The following is a 19,658-nucleotide window of genomic DNA, read 5'->3' as shown; positions in this document are numbered from 1 at the left end:
AGTCTTTTATCAAATTTGTAAGCTTACTTATTGTTTTTATGTCGGTTCTCGTTATCGGGGCTGGCGCGTGGGGCTATTTCACCCTGCAGGCGACATTGAACCAGCCGCTGCAGATCGAGGTTGCCGACACCCTGGATGTACCGCCAGGCAGCACGCCGGCACGGGTGCTCAGTGGCCTGGAGAGCCGCGGTGTTATCCAGCGTGCCGGCTGGATCAGGCGCTACTGGCAATGGCAGATGCCTGACACCGTGCTGCACACCGGCGAATACCGGCTCGAACCCGGCATGACCGTCCTCCGGCTGCTGGATGTGCTGCAGCGTGGGGAAGTGGTGCAGCGCAGCATCACCCTGGTGGAGGGCTGGAATTTCAGCCAGTTCCGCGATGCCCTGGCCCGGGCCGAACGCCTGGAACAGACCTTGCCGCGGGAGTGGAGCAACGATCAGGTGGCAGCCGAGCTGGCGTTGGCCGAGGGTCACCCGGAGGGACTGTTCTTCCCCGATACCTATCTGTATACCCTGGGCATGAGCGACCGGGATATTCTCAAGCGCGCCCATGAACGCATGCAGCGGGTGCTGGCCGAAGCCTGGGAGCAGCGTGCCGAAGGGTTGCCGATCAACAGCCCCTACGAAGCGCTGATCCTGGCCTCGATCATCGAGAAGGAGACCGGGGTGCCGCACGAGCGCGGCGAGATCGCGGGGGTGTTCACCCGTCGTCTGCACAAGGGCATGCGCCTGCAGACCGACCCGACGGTGATCTACGGCATGGGCGAAAGCTGGCAGGGCAATATCCGCCGCAGCGACCTGCGCCAGGCGACGCCGTACAATACCTACACCATCGACGGCCTGCCGCCGACGCCGATTGCCATGCCCGGGCGCGACTCGCTGCTGGCGGCGGTCAATCCGACGCCAGGCAAGACGCTGTTCTTCGTTGCCCGCGGCGACGGCTCCCATGTGTTTTCCGAGACCTTGCAGCAGCACAACCGGGCGGTGCGCCATTACCAGATTCTGCGGCGGGCACCCAACTATCGTTCCAGCCCGCCACCGGCGGTGCCAGTAGACAGCGAGGCTGCCGAATGAGCGGACTGTTCATCACCTTCGAAGGCCCGGAAGGCGCCGGCAAATCGACCAACCTCAAGGTGTTCGCCCAGGCCCTGGCGGAGCGCGGCTGTGCACCGCTGATCACCCGCGAGCCCGGCGGCACTCCGGTGGCCGAGCGTATCCGCGATGTGCTGCTGAGCATGCACGAGGAGCCCATGCACGCCGATGCCGAGCTGCTGCTGATGTTCGCTGCCCGTGCCCAGCATCTGAACAGCCTGATCCGCCCGGCGCTGGCGCAGGGCAGGGTGGTCATCAGTGACCGTTTCACCGATGCCACCTATGCCTACCAGGGCGGCGGGCGCGGCATCGATCCGCAGCGTATCGCGGTGCTGGAGGACTGGGTGCAGGGCGATCTGCGCCCGGACATGGTCATCGTGTTCGATGTGCCGGTGGAGCTGGGCATGGCCCGGGCCCGGGCCCGCAGTGAACTGGACCGCTTCGAGCAGGAGCAGCAGCGCTTCTTCGAAAGCGTCAGGGAGACCTACCTGCAGCGCGCCGCAGCCGACCCGCAGCGCTACCGGGTGATCGATGCCAGTGGCGATCTGGATCAGGTGCGCCAGGCCATGCAGCCGCTGATCGACGAAGTACTGGAGCGCAGCCATGGCTGAGCCGGCGGTATTGCCCTGTCCCTGGCATCTGCCGGTGTGGGATGGACTGACCGCCCGGACCCGGCATGCGCACGCCTACCTGTTCGGTGGCCTGCCGGGTGTCGGCAAGCGCCTGTTCGCCGAGGCTTTCGCCGCCAGCCTGCTGTGCCTGCAGCCGGATGCCGGACGTGCCTGCGGCCATTGTCGCAGTTGTCAGTTACGCCAGGCCGGCAGCCATCCGGACCGGCTGGTGGTCGAGCCGGAGGAGCAGGGCAAGGCCATTCGCATCGACGCCGTTCGGCGACTGGCGGACTTCATGGGGCAGACGGCGCAGCAGGGCGGGCGCAAGGTGATCATCCTGCACCCGGCCGAGGCGATGAACCTGAACGCGGCCAACGCGCTGCTCAAGTCGCTGGAGGAGCCCTCGGCGGAGACCTATCTGCTGCTGGTCAGCGATCAGCCCAGCCGGCTGCTGCCGACCATCCGCAGTCGTTGCCGGGTACAGGCACTACCGACACCGAGTTATGAGCAGGCCATGGGCTGGCTGGCTGAGCACCTGCCGCAGCTGGACGCAGGGCAACACGCCGCCCTGCTGCTGATGGCCGGTGGCGCACCGCTGCGGGCGCTGGCACTGCATGAGATGGACGCCGCCAGCCTGCGCGAACAGGTGGTAGAGGGCGTCAAGGCGCTGCTGAAGAACCAGCAGTCGGCCTCGCAACTGGCCGAGCGTTGGCCGAACCTGCCGCTGGAGCTGCTGGCCGACTGGTTCTGCGACTGGACGCTGGATCTGCTGCGGCTGAAGACCGGCGCCTGTGACACGCCGGCCAATGCCGATATGGACAAGGTGCTGCCCTGGATGGCGCGGCAGGTACAGGTGCCGGCGCTGCTGGACTGGCAGAGCTGGTTGCTGGAGCACCGCGGCATGCTGCTGGGCAAGGCCAACCTGAATCGGGTGTTGTTCATCGAGACATTGCTGATCCGCTGGCAACAGCTGATGGAAAGACGCTAACCTGAATCCGCCGAGTACACACAAGGACCACGTTATGAACACCGCGACTGCGCCAGGACCCCGCAACGGCATTCTGTCACTGACCATCAAGGACAAGTCGGTGCTGTATGCCGCCTATATGCCTTTCGTCAAGCATGGTGGGATGTTCATCCCCACCAACAAGTCCTACCGATTGGGTGATGAAGTGTTCATCCTGCTCAATCTGATGGAAGAGCCGGAAAAGATCCCGGTGGCCGGCAAGGTCATCTGGATCACGCCCAGGGGCGCGCAGGGCAACCGCGCAGCGGGTATCGGTGTGCAGTTCAGTGATCAGGACAACACCGCCCGCAGCAAGATCGAAACCTACCTGGCCGGCGCGCTCAAGTCCGACCGCCCGACCCATACCATGTGACCATGCTGATAGATTCCCATTGCCATCTCGACCGCCTCGACCTCGCTGCCCATGACGGCAGCCTTGACAACGCCCTGGACGCCGCCCGTGCCAGAGGGGTAGGCAAGTTCCTGTGTATCGGCGTGGATGCGGCCAATGCTCCGGTGGTCAAGCAACTGGCCGAGCGCTACCCGGATGTGTGGTGCAGCGTGGGTATCCACCCGCTGGACCTGAGTCGCAACCAGGCCACCGACCTTGCCTGGCTGCTGCAGGCGCTGGATCATCCTCGGGTAGTGGCGATCGGTGAGACCGGGCTGGATTATCACTACCAGCCGGACATGGCCGAGGCGCAGCAGGAATCGTTCCGCTGCCATCTGCAGGCGGCACGCCAGACCGGCAAGCCGGTGATCATCCATACCCGCGAAGCCCGCGCCGATACCCTGCAGCTGTTGCGTGAGGCCGATCTGCCGCAGGCCGGGGTGTTGCACTGCTTTACCGAGGACTGGGACATGGCTCGGGCCGCCCTGGACATGGGCTACTACATTTCCCTGTCCGGCATCGTCACCTTCCGCAATGCCGAGGCGCTTCGCGAGGTGGCCCGGCGGGTGCCTGCAGACCGCCTGCTGGTGGAAACCGACTCACCCTACCTGGCGCCGGTACCGCACCGCGGCAAGCCGAACGAGCCGCAGTTCGTCCGTGAAGTGGCGGCGGCGCTGGCCGAGGTGCGTGGCGAGTCGGAGCAGACCCTGTGGGAGAACACCACGGCCAACTTCCACCGGCTGTTCCCCCTGGCCGCCAACTGACCCTCAGCTCTTGAGCTTGCTGGCGATCTTCGCCACATGCTCGCCCTGATGGCGGGCGATGCCCAGCTCGCGCTCGTCGGGCTGACGTGAGCCGTCACCACCGGCGATGGTCGAGGCGCCGTAGGGCGTACCGCCACCTACCTGGGATACATCGAACAGCGCCGGGGTGGTATAGCCGATCGGTACTATCACCATGCCGTGGTGCGCCAGGGTGGTCCAGGTCGAGGTGATGGTCATCTCCTGGCCGCCACCGGTACCGGTGGAGGTGAACACACTGGCGACCTTGCCGGCCAGCGCACCCTTGGCCCACAACCCGCCGGTCTGGTCGAGGAAGTTGCGCATCTGTCCGGACATGTTGCCGAAACGGGTCGGCGTGCCGAAGATGATGGCGTCATAGTCGGCCAGTTCGGCCGGACTGGCTATGGCGGCCGCCTGTTCGGTCTTGCCGCCCGCCGCGGCAAACGCCTCGGCATTCATGGTTTCCGGAACGCGCTTGATGGTGACATCGACCCCAGCGACCTTGCCTGCGCCTTCGGCGACAGCCTGGGCCATGGTCTCGATATGACCGTACATGGAATGATAGAGCACAAGCAGTTTGACCATTGCAGTCTTCCTCTGTGTTGGTGAGCGCCGGCTTTGGCGTTCACATGGGGTTATAGCAGTGTAGGACACGGCCGCCTCAGGCGACGTCCACCAGCACCACTTCGCTATCCTCGCTGGTGGTCACCCGCAGCCGCTGCTCATCGCGGATGGCCAGGCCGTCGCCGGCATGGGCCACCACGCCGTTGACTTCGACCCGCCCCTTGGCGGGTACCAGGTACAGCTTGCGTCCGGGGGCGATGTGGTATTCGGCAACCTGCCCGCTGTTCAGCGTGGCAGCAGCCAGCCGGGCGTTGGCGCGTATCCGCAGGGCATCCTCGTCATCACCGGCCATACCGCTGGCCAGGGTGATGAAGCTCCCGGCACGCTCGGCGTTGGGGAATTGCCGGGTGCCCCAGGATGGCGGCAGACCTTTCTCATCGGGCAGGATCCATATCTGGAAAATGCGGGTTTCCTCGTCCTCCAGGTTGTATTCACTATGGGTGATACCGGTACCGGCGCTCATCACCTGAATATCGCCGGCTACCGTGCGGCCTTTGTTGCCCAGGTTGTCGGCATGGCTGATCGCTCCGCTGCGAACATAGGTAATGATCTCCATGTCCCGGTGCGGGTGCGGTGGAAACCCGGAGTGGGGGGCGATGATGTCATCGTTCCACACCCGCAGGTGACCCCAGTGCATGCGCTTGGGATCATGGTATTCGGCGAACGAGAAATGGTGGCGAGCATCCAGCCAGCCGTGCTGTGCTGCGCCCAGTTGGGCGTAGGGACGTAATTCGATCATGGTTTCTCCCTCACATTCAGGTTGTTCACCACCGATGCGGTGGGAACCGATGACAAACATGATCAATCAGATTTGTTGGGATAAAAAGCGCATAATTTGCGATTTATGCATCTATTAATTCGATGTTTTTGGGTTTGCCGGCCCATAAAAAAACCCGAACTCCGGGGGAAGAAATTCGGGTCAAGACCATTAGGAGTGATACAGAAACGGGCGGAGCCCGTTTCTGTCAGGCCCGACACTTGGGGGGAGATGCCGAGACCTGATGTGCTAAGTATTGCCGGTTTTAGCCGCATTTCCAGCCGCAAATGGTTTCTGGTTAAACTCATTTGGAATAACTTGCGCGAGCTTATCGTGACCGGTTGTAGTGCTGCAGGGCATTGCGCAGGATGGCCAGAGCATTGTCGAGTACCTGCTGGGAAGTGTAGAAGTGCGGAGACCAGCGAATCCCGCCTCCACGCTCGGCGCAGACGATGCCGCCGTCCTTCAGTTGCTGGAACAGCCAGGCGTTGGGGCAGCCGCTGATGGTAAAGGTAACGATGCCGGCGCGGCGCTCCGGTGCGCTGGGGCTGAGGATGCGTGCCCCGGGGATGCTGGAGATCGATTGCAACAGGTAGGCGGTACGTTGTTGCAGCGCTTCCTGGATGCGCTGGATGCCGACTTCCAGTAACAGCTCTAGACTGGCGGACAGGGCGTGCTGCGCCAGGGTATTCGGACTGCCTGGCTCGAAGCGTCGCGCGGTGCTGGCCGGGGTCCAGTCCTCCCGATCGTAGTCGCCCATGGCTTCGACCATGTGCCAGCCGAACTGGGTTAGCTTGAGGCGATCGCGTGCCTCGCGCCGGCAATAGAATACGCCGAGCCCTTCCGGGCCGAGCAGCCATTTGTGCCCGTCGGCCATGGCGAAGTCGCAGTCGATGGCCTGCACATCGAAGGGCAGGGCGCCCAACGACTGGATGGCGTCCACGCAGAACAGGATATTGCGTTCGCGGCAGGCGCGGCCGAGGCGCTCCAGGTCCATGCGCAGGCCGCTGGCATACTGCACCGAGCTGATGCTGAGCAGGCGGGTAGCCGGACCCATCGCGGCGATCAATGCCGCTTCCGGGTCGCTGGCGTCCAGGTTCACCTGGCGTACCGTGACGCCACGCCCCTCCAGGGCCTGCCAGGGAATGCGGTTTGAGGGAAACTCCTGATCGCTGATCAGTACCTCGTCACCTTCCGTCCAGTCCAGGCCCATGGCTACCAGCGACAGCGCCTCGGAGGTATTCTTCACCAGCGCGATATCACCCTTGCCCGGTGCGTTGAGCAGGCTCTGGAGTTGCCCGCGCAGCCGATGCTCCAGTTGGATCCAACGGGGATAGTCACGTGCGCCCTGATGGATGTTTTCCCGGGCGAAAGCACTCACCGCGTCCGCTGCGCGCTTTGGCCAGGGTGCTACGGCGGCGTGGTTCAGATAACAGATGGTCGGGTCGTGGGGAAACTCGTCATCCCACATGGCGTCGTGGAGCATGCTCAGGTCCTGTCCGGGTCGATGTTGATATTGATGATAGCGTGGCTGCGGGCAAAGGACAGGGAATGCTGATTGTGTGATGAATTTCCGGTCATATTGGTACCAGAAGTGTGCAAGCGGTCATGAAGTTGGCATAATGCGCTCTAACCGTCACGCTCATGCAGGTAGGCAAATGCAGAAAGAATCACGCAAGATCCGGGAGTTTCGTCGCCGGGAACAGGAAATTCTGGCAGCGGCATTGCGCCTGTTCCTTGAGCAGGGAGAGGACAGCGTCACGGTCGAGATGATCGCCGATGAAGTCGGCATCGGCAAGGGCACCATCTACAAGCATTTCAAATCCAAGGCCGAGATCTATCTTCGCCTGATGCTCGACTATGAGCGCGATCTGGCCGAACTGCTGCACTCGGAAACCATCGAAAAGGACCGCGAGGCTTTGTCGCGGGAATACTTCGCCTTCCGCATGAGTGACCCCGAGCGCTATCGTCTGTTCGACCGCCTGGAAGAGAAGGTGGTCAAGGCCAACCAGATGCCGGAACTGGTGGAGCAATTGCACGGGATTCGTGCGTCCAACTTCAATCACCTGACCGGGGTCATCCAGCAACGCATCGATGAAGGCAAGCTGGAGGATGTCCCTGCCTACTTCCATTACTGCGCGGCCTGGGCGCTGGTTCACGGTGCCATGTCCATGTACCACTCGCCATTCTGGCAGGAGTTCATCGAGGACAAGGAAGGCTATATGCAGTTCCTGATGGATATCGGCGTACGCATGGGTAACCGTTCCAAGCGCCGACGGGAGGGCGACCCGGTCTGAGCTGAACTTTGCCGGTCGCCGTCAGGTCTACCGGGGCGACCGATCCACACAGGAGTTGCCCCATCTTGCAGACAATCCGTTCAGTCCTGGGCATCGTCGCTGCGCTGTGCGCGCTGACGGTCCAGGCACGCGACTACAGCTATACCGACATGCACCTGCACTACGTCGATTTCTTCCAGGAAACCGATGGCATGGCCGCGCTGCTGGAACAGATGGATGCGCATTCCATCGAGCACGTGATGATCAGTGGCGTGCCGGTAGCCAAGAAGTGGCATGAGAACGAGCCGCGGCGACCGCGCTACTATGCTGGCGACGACGCCAGTGTGTACTGGTTCAGCGCCACCGACAATATAGTCGCGCACGCCCTGGAACAGCTCGATCCAGAACAGCGCAAGCGCTTTCATCCATTTCTGTCCGGCTTCAACCCCAATGACAAGAATGCCGATGAGCATCTACGCCGCATGCTGGAGATGTATCCGGGCATGTGGCAGGGCATCGGCGAGGTGTTTACCCGCCACGACGACCTGACCGCACTGACCGCCGGCGATACGCCCAGGGCCAACAGCGAGGCCATGGACCATATCTACTTCCTGGCCGCCGAGCATGACCTGCCGGTGCTGATCCACAGCAACATCACCTCCAAGCGCGAGCGCAATCCGCTGTACCTGCCGGAGCTGGAGGAGTCGCTGCGCGACCATCCGCAGGTGCGTTTCATCTGGGCGCATGCCGGTACCAGCATGGAGATTCACCGCCACCAGGAGAAGCTGGAGTTCCTGTTTACCGAGGTCGAGCGGATGCTGGGGTTGTATCCGAACCTGTATATCGACCTGTCCTGGACCATGCGCGAACCCTACCTGCTGGATGCGCAGGGCCAGCCGGACCCGCAGTGGCTGCAACTGGTCGAACGCTTCCCCGATCGTTTCATGATCGGCTCGGACGTGGTGGGGCGCTTCAGGAATCTCGGTGAGCAGATGCGCAGCTTCGATGTGTTCCTCGATGCCTTGCCGGAAGCGGTAGCGCACAAGGTAGCAAGCAGCAATTTTCTGGCGATATTGCCGAAGCAGAAAGTGGCGGAAGCTGATTGAAGTGCCCCGCTAACGGCGCCGGTATGTTCCGGCGCCGTTGGTTGGGTATCACAGTAGCGGTGGGTTGAGTGTTGGGTTTGCCCAGTAGGCACAGCGGTGATAGTCATTGAAGGCCGTAGCAGGCTCGGTTTGCGGTTGCGGCAGATCGAGACGCAGGGCCTGGCTTGCTGTAGAGAACGTGGGCCAACTGGGGCTAGCTCCGTCTGTGGCATTCGGATCGCCGTGCTTGGCGAAATTAGTCCAGTATTCCACCATGTATCCGGCCAGGCGATCGACATCTTCCTCCGAGCCGGCATAGCGCTGGCGCATGGTGTCCGCCGAATACAGGATGTAGGGAATTTCACCGGCGTGGGTGGCACCGAATGGGAAGCTGATCGGGATATTGCCTACTGGGGTAGGGATTTGCGGCGGCACCATGGTCCATGGGGCATTCTCGTCAGTGAACCAGTAATTGTAGGTATCCACACCCTGTCGCGAAAACAGTCCAGCATGCAGACGGCTGCTGCAGGCGAACATATAGTCGGTCCAGATGGCCGAGAGGGCCAGGGACAGTGGGCTTGACTGCCCAGCGAATTCGCTAAGGTAGTGAGTGGCGACAGCGTCACCGTTGATACCGAAGGGAGCCAGCAGTGCTTGCACACGGGCTCGATATTCGGTTTCACCGCCAGCCTCCAGCGGCACCATGCCTCCGCCTAACTCATCGAGGGCGACGAAGAGAGTGCCTTCATCCTGATTGCTGCCAATCATGATGCTCAGCTCGGAATCGAACTCACCGGCACTTAGTGCCTCGGCAATCGACACCGGAAGCAGATCACCAGCCGGGTCTACCGTGGGTACGGACTGTTCTCCGCCCTGAATGGCGAGAATTTGCTCCACGCTGAGCTCATTGACGCACTCACGGACTGAGTCGAAATCTGCACAGGGCGTGGACAGCAATGCGGATGCAGCCGGATGCGCGTACGCCTTGGGCATTTGACCTGAGGCGTAGGAGCCACTCTGGATGATGGCCTTGTTGAAGAGTTTCTCTTCCTGGGCACGGGGCGACACTATATGGCTGAGCACGCTGTGACCACCTGCCGACTCGCCGAACAGCGTGACATTGTCAGGATTGCCGCCAAAACCGGCGATGTTGTTCTTCACCCAGCGTAACGCCTGCTGTTGGTCCATCAAACCGAAGTTGCCACCGTCGTGCTCCAGTCCCGGGTGTGCCATGAAACCCAGAAGGCCCAGGCGATAGTTGAGCGTAACGACAATCACGCCTTGCTCTACCAGACGGGTAGGGTCATATTCACCGCCGCCATTTCCCAGTATGAAGGCGCCGCCATGCACCCAGACCATGACTGGCAGATCTTCGCCCTCAGCCGGAGCGTAGACATTCAGGTACAGGCAATCTTCGTTACCGGTGACGGCGCCAGTGGTTACATTGGTCTGTGGACATTCGCTGGAAAACGCCTCACTCAGTTGCTGAACACCCTCGAGTTTTACTGCGGCTACCGTAGGTGCCAAGCGCAGATTTCCTACCGGTGGCTCGGCATAAGGAATTCCCCGGAAGACTCTCAGACCGTTCAGTTCTATGCCTCGAAACTCCCCGGTAGCGGTATCGATCTGTAACGGATCCGCGGGTGTTTGTGGCTCTGAAGTAGAAGAACTACTCCCGCCACCACCTGACAGGCAGCCACTGAGGCTGACGGCCAGAACCAGGGTGGCAAGTGACGAGAGCACGAAACGCTGGGAGGTAATGGGGCTTTTCTGCATTGTTATTATCCGTATGATGATCCAGCCGACGGCACTGGCAAAGTGCCTTGTGTTGGTAGGCAAACCTTAAAAGAATTGCCCGGCACGCGCTAAACCCATACGGGTGATGAGGGGCAGGGCGCAATGCAGGCGAGCACCTTGCCCTGGCTATCCGGTAAACTGCATGCCGGACTTTCATATGGAGCGATTCATGTCAGCCCTGGCCAGCTTTCCCATCGACTACATCGAACCGGTGTTCCGGCCACCGAGCGAGGCGCATTCGCTGATTCTGCCGGTGACCAACGGTTGTTCGTGGAACCAGTGCACCTTCTGCGACATGTATACCGCACCGCAGAAGAAGTTTCGGGCACGGGACGAGCAGCAGGTGCTCGAGGAGATCCGTCGCAGCGGGGAGCAACTGATTGTGCAGCGGGTGTTTCTCGCCGATGGCGATGCCATGGTGCTGCCGACCCACCGCCTGTTGCGTATCCTGGAAGCGATACGCGAGCATATGCCCGAGGTGCAGCGGGTCACCTCCTACTGCCTGCCGCGCAACCTGCGGCGCAAGTCGGTGGATGATCTGCGGCAGCTGCGCGAGGCGGGACTGCGAATGCTGTATGTCGGCGCCGAATCGGGCGACGACCAGGTACTGCAGCGGGTGAACAAGGGGGAGACCTTCGATTCCACGGCCGAGGCATTGCTCAAGGCCAGGGAGGCTGGGTTGCAGACCTCGGTGATGATTCTCAACGGCCTGGGCGGGCATTCCCTGTCCGAGCAGCATGCGGCGAATTCGGCAAGGCTGATGAACCTGACCCAGCCCGATTACCTGTCCACCCTGGTGGTCAGCTTTCCCCATGGCCTGGAGCGTTACCAGGCACGCTTTACGGACTTCCAGCCGCTGGATCAGGCCGGTCTGTTTCGCGAGACAGAGCAGCTGCTTTCGGCGCTGGAGCTGGACAATACGGTGTTTCGCAGCGATCACGCGTCCAATTATCTGGTGCTCAAGGGCGTCCTGGGCGCTGACAAGCCACGCCTGCTGGCGCAGGTCCGCGAGGCCATCGAACAACCCGAGCAAGCCGGGCTGCGCCCGGAATGGATGCGTGGACTATGAAGCTGACCGCAATGATTCCCGGGCTGATGACGATGCTGGCATTGCTGCTGCTCAGTGCCTGCACCCCATCGCAGATGCGTGACGAGGGGCGCTACTACCTGAGCGACGCCGGGTTGCTGGACAACTACCGGATCAAGCGCAGTGGCAACTGGCGGTTGCAGGCCGACTCGCACCTGTATATCGCCCAGAGCCACTTCGTCCCGGTCGGACACACCTATGCCAGGCCGAACATCCTCGCCGAAGAAGCCTTCGCCGCAGCGGTACAGGTGTTTCCCATGGTGCAGCGGGCCGAGCAGCCGCTGGGCTTGGATCAGGCGTTGACCCGCACCCGCGAACAGGGGCTGGATTATCTGCTGTATACCCGCTTCGCCAGCGCGCAGAGCAGCGCCGGCCCGCAACAGGGCGAGCAGACCGCCCAGGACGGGCATGTCGGGCGGGACCGCGTGGTACTGCAGTTGCTGCTGATGGAGGCTGCCACCGAGCGGGTCATCGACTTCGTCACCATCGAGAGTCGCACCGGCTTCCTGGCCTTCTACAAGTCGCGCCCGGAGGATCTGCTGCGGGAACCGATGCAGGACTATACCCGTCAACTGTTGGGCAGGCCCTGAGTACGGAGAATTTCATGGACAATCGACAACCACCAGCGCAATCGCTGCTGCAAAGCCTTCCGCAATCGGCCAGCGGGGATGCCCGTGAGCCAGCCCCGGTGCACCTGTGGCAGCCGCCGTTCAGCGGTGAGCTGGACATGCATATCGCCCGCGACGGCACCTGGTACTACCAGGGTGGGCCGATTACCCGCAAGGCGCTGGCACAGCTGTTCTCCGGCATCCTGCGGCTGGACGAGGATGGTCGCTACTACCTGGTGACGCCGGTCGAGCGCTGGGCCATTAAAGTCGACGATGTGCCCTTTGTCGCGGTGCGCCTGGAGGTGGAGGGGCAGGGGAAGGAGCAGCGACTGGCCTTCTTCACCAGTCTCGAACACCGGGTCGTGGCGGGCGAGGAACATCCGATCAGGGTCGAGGTGGATGCGCAGACTCGGCAGCCTTCACCCTATGTGCTGCTGCGCACCAACCTGCAGGCGCTGATTCATCGCAATGTGTTCTATCAGTTGGCTGATCTGGCCATCGAGCAGGAAGTCGATGGGGTGCAGCGTACCGGTGTCTGGAGCGCCGGCATGTTCTTCCCGATAGATGGCCTGGACGCTGGAGCCTGACGGTGCCAGGAGCGGCGAGAGGCAAGATGTCGCAGACGCAAGACAATACAGTCTGCGCGGTTGATATTTACCATATATGGGCATAGCATCATCTCCACGCACAACAGGTAGTGATTCCCTGACGGGGTAGATGGGCTTGACCATCGGCAGCTCCGGCGCGGAAGCACGCTTTCAGGAGAAGATGATGAGTCAATCAGCCAAAGTGCAGCGTTTGCATGATGTGGTCACCAACATTCCCATGCAGCCTGCCTCGGAAGATATCTGGGACAGCAAATATCGACTCAAGACCAAGGATGGCGTGGCCATCGACCAGACCGTTGATGAGACCTATCAGCGCGTCGCCCGCGCGCTGGCGCAGGTCGAGGCCCCGGAGCTGCGTGAAACCTGGTACGAGCGCTTTCTCTGGGCCCTGCGCCATGGTGCCATTCCGGCCGGGCGTATCACCTCCAATGCCGGCGCGCTGGAGCACAAGCCCGCCACCTCGACCATCAATTGCACGGTATCGGCGACCATTGGCGACTCCATGGACGATATCCTGGCCAAGCTGCACGAGGCCGGGCTGACGCTCAAGGCCGGTTGCGGCATCGGTTACGAATTCTCCACCCTGCGTCCGCGCGGCGCCTATGTCTCCGGTGCTGGCGCCTATACGTCCGGCCCGCTGTCGTTCATGGATATCTACGACAAGATGTGCTTCACCGTGTCCTCGGCCGGTGGCCGGCGTGGCGCACAGATGGCCACCTTCGATATCGGCCATCCGGATGTGGCGGATTTCATCCGCGCCAAGCGCGAAGGTGGTCGCCTGCGCCAGTTCAACCTGTCGCTGTTGATCACCGAGGAGTTCATGGCCGCGGTGGAGTCCGACAGCGAGTGGAAACTGGCGTTTCCGCTGAGCCAGGCTGAGGCGGAGGTGGACAATATCGATGTCAACGACGCCGGCCAGGTGATCTGGCGCGAATGGCCGAGCAGTGAAGGTTATGTCACTCGCGAGGATGGGCTGGTCGCCTGTCGTATATTCCGTACCATGAAGGCGCGGCGCATCTGGGACATGATCATGACGTCCACCTACGACTTCGCCGAACCGGGGTTCATCCTCATCGACCGGGTCAACCAGATGAACAACAACTGGTTCTGCGAGGAAATCCGCGCCACCAACCCCTGCGGCGAGCAGCCTCTACCGCCCTATGGTGCCTGTCTGCTGGGCTCGATCAACCTGACGCTGTTCGTACGCGAGCCCTTCACCGATAACGCCCGTTTCGACTGGGACGAGTATCGCAAGGTGGTGGACATCTTCACCCGTATGCTCGACAACGTGGTTGAGATCAACGGCCTGCCGCTGGAGCAGCAGCGCAACGAGATCTTCCGCAAGCGTCGCCATGGCATGGGCTTTCTCGGCCTGGGCTCGGCCATGACCATGCTGCGCATGCAGTACGGTGATGCGCAGTCACTGGAGTTCACCGAGCGGGTCTCCCGGGAAATGGCCCTGCAGGGCTGGCGCACCGGTTTGCAACTGGCTGAGGAAAAGGGGCCTGCGCCGATCATGGAGGAGGAGTTCACCATCACCGGCGCGATGCTGGCCAAGCGCCCGGAAATGAAAAAAGACGGCTTCAAAGTGGGGCAGAAGGTCAAGGGCAAGGTGCTCTGGGCCCGGTACAGTCGCTATATGCAACAGGTCGCCGGGGAAGATGCCGAACTGGTTGCCGCGCTGGCGGAGAAGGGTGCGCGCTTCACCCATCACAGCTCCATCGCACCCACCGGCACCATTTCCCTGTCGCTGGCCAACAACGCTTCCAATGGCATCGAACCGAGCTTCGCCCATCACTACTTCCGCAACGTGATCCGCGAAGGCAAGAAGTCCAAGGAAAAGGTCGATGTGTTCAGCTTCGAGCTGCTCGCCTACCGCGCGTTCGTCGACCCGCAGGCATTGCCCGATATGGAAGCGGCGTCGCGCAACCTGCCGGACTACTTCATTGCCGCCGATGACGTCACCCCGACCCAGCATGTGGATGTGCAGGCCGCGGCGCAGAAGTGGATCGACTCGTCGATCTCCAAGACCGCCAACGTGCCGACCGACTATCCCTACGAGGACTTCAAGGACATCTACCTGTATGCCTATCACAAGGGACTGAAAGGTTGCACTACCTTCCGCTTCAACCCCGAGGCATTCCAGGGTGTGCTGGTGAAGGAACAGGACCTGGCCAATACCACCTACCGTTTCACCCTGGCGGACGGCAGCGTTGTCGAAGCCAGGGGCGGTGATGAAATCGAGTATGACGGCGAAACGCATAGCGCAGCCAACCTGTACGATGCGCTTAAGGAAGGCTATTACGGCAAGTTCTGAGCACGCACCGGGCTGAAGACAATGACACGGCCCCGCCATGCAGCGGGGCGAGGATGATGGATATGGCACTCAAGATAGACAGCAAGATCGTCGACTATGCGGTGGTCAAGCCGGACGAGCCGGCCAAGGCGCCGGAAGCTCCTGCACCCACCTATGTCGAGATGCATGAAAAACTCAAGCGCCCGGAACATCTGGAAGGCTCGACCTACAAGATCAAGACGCCGACCTCCGAGCACGCGATCTACGTCACCATCAATGATGTGGTGCTCAACCCCGGCAGCGATCATGAGATCCGCCGGCCCTTCGAGATCTTCATCAACTCGAAGAACATGGAGCACTACCAGTGGATCTCGGCGCTGACGCTGATCATTTCCGCGGTGTTCCGCAAGGGTGGCGACTGCACCTTCCTGGTCGAGGAGCTGAACAGCGTATTCGACCCCAAGGGCGGCTACATGAAGCGTGGCGGCCGCTGGATGCCGTCGCTGGTGGCGGAAATCGGTGACGTACTGGAGCGCCATCTCAAGCATATCGGCCTGATCAAGAATGAGATGGATGAGCACCAGCGCGCCTACCTGGAGCAGAAGCGCGCCGAGTTCAATAGCGTCACGGCGCCGAACCAGGCCGCTGCCGATTGTGATGACAGTACCGAGACCTATCCGTCCGGCGCTCAGCTGTGCGGCAAGTGCCACACCAAGGCCGCGGTACAGATGGATGGTTGCCTGACCTGCCTGGCCTGTGGCGACAGCAAGTGCGGCTGACATGATTCACCCGCTGCATCGGCGGTGCCGGTGCAGCGTCACGTCTGACTTGTTCCCGTCCCGTTTTCCCCGGTTGCCGGCTCTTCTCCAGGGCGTATTCTCCGCCTTTTATCATTTCTGAGACACTGCAAGCACTCGAAGTCATTGATTCTGCAGTGCTCACCCTGTGCATTCTCATTTCTGAGACAGGGATCAGGCCCCGGCCTCCCTCGGCTTTCCCCAGCAAACCCCGATGTTCCGTGGGGTAGCGCGCCCGGCTCGGTTCGGAGCCAGCATGCCAGGTGTAACAGGTCTGAAACACCGTCAGTACCGCTGAGTCATGTTTTTATCCTAACGCAATGAAAATCAAAGTGTTTTTTGTTGTGGCATGGGCGTTGCTCTGTATCGATGCAAGCGGATGCAACTGATACAGCCACCACATGGACACGACAATGGGCAGCTATCACTCCTCTCTGGTTACACCACTGCTGGTCTGCATCGCAGGCTTGATCATCTGTGTGCTGACCCAGGTTCAGGCGCAGGCCGCCGGTGGTGACATCATCATTTCCCGTGAAGTACAACCCAGGGCCGCTGCACGCCAGGAACTGGTACCCGATCCCAACCCGAATGTGGTCAATCCCGACAAGTCCACCCAGATCAGGAACTCCCTGCGTGGCGGAACCGGGCCACTGGAAATCTCCGATAGCGATTTCGCCGGTGTGACCAGTGGCACCAGCCTGGGGAATGGTGTGCAGATATTTTCCCAGTCGGCCGATCAATCGCCAGCTGCCCATATGCCGGGCCGAGGTGGCCTGGGCATCACGGGCAACAGCGCCGGTGGTGGCGGGGCAACGGGTGCCACCGGGCGGGTCGCAGGGGATGTCAATCGTAGTGTGCAGCAGGGGCTGCGCCCCTTGCAGAACCTGGGGAAATGATCATGCCTGTGTATTACCTGCTCGCCCTGGGTTGCCTGCTGTCCAGCCTGGCTGTAGCCAGTGACAGCAGCGCGCTGATCGACGCCAGCGGTAGCGGCTACCAGGGCAATCTGATGCTCAACCAGGCGGCGGGGGAGGCGCACCAGCAGGCCAATGCCCGCGCCATCTCGCCGGGCAGCATGCCTGGAGTGAGGGTTGAGCAACATCGGGAAGAACTGCCAGCGGCTCATATTCCTTCGACCATGCAGGCCAGCATCAGCGGTGATGCATTCAGTGGTGGCAGCGGTGTGCTGGGCATCAACCAGAGCGCCGGCGCTGCCAATCAACAGATCAATGGCTTTCGCCTGGGTGCCGGTGTGCGCCCCGAAAGCCTGGACGACAGCAGCCTGGCGCAAAGCGCTGCGCGGTCGTCATTCAGTTCAGCTGCAGAATCACGTCAGACAGGTGATCGTCGGGTCGATATCGATGACCAGGCATTCATCGACAGTCGCGGTGTGGTTCAGCTGAATCAGGCTGCCGGGGTTGGCAACCGCATGGTCAACAACCTCGGCATCCGAATTCTGGAGTAGTACACCCAAATGAAAGAAAGCCACACAAGGAATCAGGTCATGAATACCAAGCATAAGATTACAGCGATCGCCTTTGTTGTTGCAGCATCTCTTTCCATGGGGGCCATGGCCAAAGGTGGTGGCGGCCCCAACCCGAACCCGACTCCGACTCCGCCCCAGCAGGGTTGGTCGAGCGCCAGCGTGTCTGACGCGCAGATCAGTCTGTACAACTCGGTGGACAACCTCGGTACCGAGAATAATGCCGCGGTCAACAGCTCGCTGGATGGAGGCAGCGGTAACGCCGGTGTGAACGTGGTTGCCGGTGATACCAACCAGCAGGCCAACGCGTTGGCCATCTCGACCGCCGATGCTGATGCCAACTTCGTTTTCGGTACCGAGGCCAGCGTTGGTGTGCTGCAGGTGAATGCTGGCAACCAGCTGCTCAATCAGGATGTCACCAACAATGCATCGGTTGACAGCGTCGCCAATGGCTACTCCGGTAACCTGGGTCTGAACGTTGCTGCCGGCGCCTTCAACCAGCAGAAAAACGATGCGGCGATTGCCAACGCCTCGGAAGCACACTATGCCGACGCCTCCATCGAGGTTCTGCAGGTTGCTGTGGGCGGTTCCACCATCAACGGTGTGGATGTCGACTCCCTCGGTGCGGTGGCCACTGGCTGGAAGCCAGGCCCGAAACCCACTCCAACCCCCTCCAGGAACCTGGATGTGGAAAACAACGCAAGCATGGTCAGCTCGCTTAATGGCTTCTCCGGTAATGCCGGGGTGAACATTGCTGCGGGTGGTGCCAACCAGCAGAGCAACACCCTGGCCATCGCGTCAGGCTGTACTGGCTGCCCGTAAGGGTTGCGGGCCCGGGGGCAACCCCGGGCTCTTGCCGATGCGAGCACGCACTCATGAAACAGATCCTGCCTTGGCTGATGCTGATCAGCACGCTGATGCTACTGGGCCCGCTGAATGTTCAGGCCAGCCCCAAACCGCTGGCGATTCTGCCGGGTGGTGGGGTGGTGTTCAAACCCCTGCAGAGCATGCGCGAGCGACGCTTTGCCAATCTGGTGCAGCAACGGACCGATTTCAGTTGTGGCGCTGCCGCCATGGCTACGCTGCTGAACGAAGCCTACGGCTGGGATTTCAGTGAGGAACAGGTGATCGAAGGCATGCTGGCTGGCGCCGATCCGCAGCTGGTTCAGCAAATGGGCTTTTCCATGCTGGACATGAAGCGCTATGCCGAGACCCTGGGGCTGAGGGCGCGAGGCTACCGTCTGCAACCGGCGCAACTGACAGAAGTGAAGGTGCCGGCCATCGTGCTGCTGGATGTGCGTGGCTACAAGCATTTTGTGGTGATGCAGGTAAGCAGTGACAACTGGGTCTATATCGGTGACCCGGTACTCGGACACAAGAAAATGCCCATTGAAGAATTCACCCTGGGCTGGAACGGCATCGTGTTCGCGGTGATCGGCCCCGGCTACAACCGCGAGAATGCGCTCCTGACGCCGCCGGAGCCACTGACTGCCAGACATCGACTGGACAGGTTCAGCCCAGTCAAGGATGCCGAGTTGATGGAGTTTGGTTTTCTGCAGAGCGACTTTTTCTGAGAACAACGCAATTGCGGGAGAAAGGCCATGAAAAACCTTGCGTCGCTTACGGCTCTGCTACTCATGTTCAGTCTTCCCGCCCATGCGGCCAACCCCTTCCGCGCTGCAGAACTCAGTGATGCCGAGCTGGGCGACCTGCGCGGCCGCTACGTGATGCCGGGTCGCATCATCCATTTTGGCGTGACCATGAGCACTGTCTGGGAAAACGGCGCCGGGCAGAGCGTCGGTGCAGCAGTGACGTTCGAAATGAATGGCAAGGCCCAACCCAGCCTGCATATCACCGACCTGTCCAGCCAGTCACAGGCCGATGGCAGCACGGTGATGCCGGGTACCGGCCTGGTACTCGGTGGCGCCGGCCTGACCGATGTGCAGGGCATCTCGCAGAGTGTGCGCAGTGCCGGGGATTTCAATGATGGCCTGAACAACCTGGAGATCATTGTCTCCCGTGGCGATGGACAGATGGCACCGTCCACGGCTTCAACTCCCTGGAGTGGTAGCACCCGTTTCGTCAACGAGGTGGGCAAGGTGCTGGTCGATCGCCAGGGTGGCGGATTGAAGATTCTGCTGGATGCGGGCACCCAGGGGGCGGCGCTGCAGCAGATCGGCAATGGCAATGTGGTGCAGCAGGCCAACTTCACCGGGGACCTCAATAGCGTACGCAACCTGACGACGCTGAGTGTCGGGCTCAGGGATCTGCCCCTTGGGCAGGACTTTGCCCACTGTACCCTGGAACAACTACGCGCGTTGCGCCCAATTGGGTTCTGAACAACCCGTCATTACTA

At 61.4% G+C, this 19,658-nt stretch carries 21 protein-coding genes; 17 read left to right on the top strand and 4 right to left on the bottom strand.

Going from position 1 to position 19,658, the window contains the following annotated elements; translation table 11 throughout:
• The first annotated feature begins 8 nt into the window (after positions 1–8).
• The 5 genes from mltG to H6X51_RS05575 are packed head-to-tail and all read left to right on the top strand — an operon-like array spanning position 9 to position 3,866.
• Entirely contained in the window at positions 9–1,076 is a 1,068-nt protein-coding gene (mltG, locus tag H6X51_RS05595) for an endolytic transglycosylase MltG (protein ID WP_328795627.1), read from the top strand.
• Positions 1,073–1,705: a dTMP kinase gene (gene tmk / locus H6X51_RS05590; RefSeq protein ID WP_185266533.1), complete on the top strand. Its 633-nt coding sequence runs from the start codon at positions 1,073–1,075 to the stop codon at positions 1,703–1,705. The genes mltG and tmk overlap by 4 nt, the downstream gene beginning before the upstream one ends.
• Complete coding sequence (locus H6X51_RS05585) at positions 1,698–2,693, top strand: DNA polymerase III subunit delta' (protein ID WP_185266532.1); 996 nt, start codon at positions 1,698–1,700, stop codon at positions 2,691–2,693. Before tmk ends, H6X51_RS05585 begins: the two co-directional genes overlap by 8 nt.
• A gap of 34 nt (positions 2,694–2,727) precedes the next feature.
• Positions 2,728–3,084, top strand: coding sequence for a PilZ domain-containing protein (locus tag H6X51_RS05580; protein WP_185266531.1), 357 nt, complete (start codon positions 2,728–2,730; stop codon positions 3,082–3,084).
• Positions 3,085–3,086: 2 nt separating this feature from the next.
• Positions 3,087–3,866, top strand: a complete 780-nt coding sequence (locus tag H6X51_RS05575; protein ID WP_185266530.1) for a TatD family hydrolase — start codon at positions 3,087–3,089, stop codon at positions 3,864–3,866.
• Positions 3,867–3,869: 3 nt separating this feature from the next.
• Here the strand turns inward: H6X51_RS05575 and wrbA are convergent, their stop codons facing one another.
• The 3 genes from wrbA to H6X51_RS05560 form a co-directional block, all read right to left on the bottom strand.
• On the bottom strand, positions 3,870–4,469 hold the full coding sequence (gene wrbA / locus H6X51_RS05570; RefSeq protein ID WP_185266529.1) for an NAD(P)H:quinone oxidoreductase: 600 nt from the start codon (positions 4,467–4,469) through the stop codon (positions 3,870–3,872).
• Positions 4,470–4,545: 76 nt separating this feature from the next.
• Positions 4,546–5,247: a pirin family protein gene (locus H6X51_RS05565; RefSeq protein ID WP_185266528.1), complete on the bottom strand. Its 702-nt coding sequence runs from the start codon at positions 5,245–5,247 to the stop codon at positions 4,546–4,548.
• Positions 5,248–5,593: 346 nt separating this feature from the next.
• Positions 5,594–6,751: an aminotransferase class V-fold PLP-dependent enzyme gene (locus tag H6X51_RS05560; protein WP_235991250.1), complete on the bottom strand. Its 1,158-nt coding sequence runs from the start codon at positions 6,749–6,751 to the stop codon at positions 5,594–5,596.
• A 172-nt stretch (positions 6,752–6,923) separates the two neighbouring features.
• Between H6X51_RS05560 and H6X51_RS05555 the strand changes: the two genes are divergently transcribed.
• Together H6X51_RS05555 and H6X51_RS05550 are read left to right on the top strand one after the other, a co-directional pair.
• Positions 6,924–7,562, top strand: a complete 639-nt coding sequence (locus H6X51_RS05555; RefSeq protein ID WP_185266527.1) for a TetR/AcrR family transcriptional regulator — start codon at positions 6,924–6,926, stop codon at positions 7,560–7,562.
• Positions 7,563–7,711: 149 nt separating this feature from the next.
• Entirely contained in the window at positions 7,712–8,647 is a 936-nt protein-coding gene (locus H6X51_RS05550; protein ID WP_185266652.1) for an amidohydrolase family protein, read from the top strand.
• 48 nt (positions 8,648–8,695) lie between these two features.
• Here the strand turns inward: H6X51_RS05550 and H6X51_RS05545 are convergent, their stop codons facing one another.
• On the bottom strand, positions 8,696–10,402 hold the full coding sequence (locus H6X51_RS05545; RefSeq protein ID WP_185266526.1) for a carboxylesterase/lipase family protein: 1,707 nt from the start codon (positions 10,400–10,402) through the stop codon (positions 8,696–8,698).
• Between the two features lie 190 nt (positions 10,403–10,592).
• Here H6X51_RS05545 and H6X51_RS05540 point away from each other — a divergent pair, with 190 nt between their 5' ends.
• The 10 genes from H6X51_RS05540 (at position 10,593) to H6X51_RS05495 (ending at position 19,641) form a co-directional block, all read left to right on the top strand.
• Positions 10,593–11,492, top strand: a complete 900-nt coding sequence (locus H6X51_RS05540) for a radical SAM protein (RefSeq protein ID WP_185266525.1) — start codon at positions 10,593–10,595, stop codon at positions 11,490–11,492.
• Positions 11,489–12,100, top strand: a complete 612-nt coding sequence (locus H6X51_RS05535; protein WP_235991248.1) for a DUF4823 domain-containing protein — start codon at positions 11,489–11,491, stop codon at positions 12,098–12,100. The genes H6X51_RS05540 and H6X51_RS05535 overlap by 4 nt, the downstream gene beginning before the upstream one ends.
• Positions 12,101–12,114: 14 nt before the next feature.
• Positions 12,115–12,705, top strand: a complete 591-nt coding sequence (locus H6X51_RS05530) for a DUF1285 domain-containing protein (protein WP_185266524.1) — start codon at positions 12,115–12,117, stop codon at positions 12,703–12,705.
• Positions 12,706–12,889: 184 nt separating this feature from the next.
• Complete coding sequence (locus H6X51_RS05525) at positions 12,890–15,043, top strand: adenosylcobalamin-dependent ribonucleoside-diphosphate reductase (RefSeq protein ID WP_185266523.1); 2,154 nt, start codon at positions 12,890–12,892, stop codon at positions 15,041–15,043.
• 62 nt (positions 15,044–15,105) lie between these two features.
• A complete protein-coding gene (locus tag H6X51_RS05520) occupies positions 15,106–15,801 on the top strand; it encodes a TSCPD domain-containing protein (protein ID WP_185266522.1) in 696 nt (231 codons plus the stop codon).
• Between the two features lie 419 nt (positions 15,802–16,220).
• Entirely contained in the window at positions 16,221–16,715 is a 495-nt protein-coding gene (locus H6X51_RS05515) for a hypothetical protein (RefSeq protein WP_185266521.1), read from the top strand.
• 2 nt (positions 16,716–16,717) lie between these two features.
• Entirely contained in the window at positions 16,718–17,284 is a 567-nt protein-coding gene (locus H6X51_RS05510; protein WP_221627243.1) for an adhesin, read from the top strand.
• A gap of 39 nt (positions 17,285–17,323) precedes the next feature.
• Positions 17,324–18,124, top strand: coding sequence for a hypothetical protein (locus tag H6X51_RS05505; RefSeq protein ID WP_185266520.1), 801 nt, complete (start codon positions 17,324–17,326; stop codon positions 18,122–18,124).
• Positions 18,125–18,177: 53 nt separating this feature from the next.
• The gene (locus tag H6X51_RS05500; RefSeq protein ID WP_407925946.1) at positions 18,178–18,876 is read left to right on the top strand and encodes a C39 family peptidase; all 699 of its coding nucleotides are present in this window, start codon (positions 18,178–18,180) and stop codon (positions 18,874–18,876) included.
• Between the two features lie 27 nt (positions 18,877–18,903).
• Positions 18,904–19,641 (top strand): hypothetical protein, encoded by a 738-nt coding sequence (locus H6X51_RS05495; RefSeq protein WP_185266519.1) that lies wholly within the window; start codon positions 18,904–18,906, stop codon positions 19,639–19,641.
• Positions 19,642–19,658 lie beyond the last annotated feature (17 nt).

The organism is Halopseudomonas xiamenensis, from assembly GCF_014219065.1.
Lineage (GTDB): Bacteria > Pseudomonadota > Gammaproteobacteria > Pseudomonadales > Pseudomonadaceae > Halopseudomonas > Halopseudomonas xiamenensis.
Note: the sequence above shows the minus strand (reverse complement) of the source record. Positions and strands in the feature narration are given on the sequence as shown.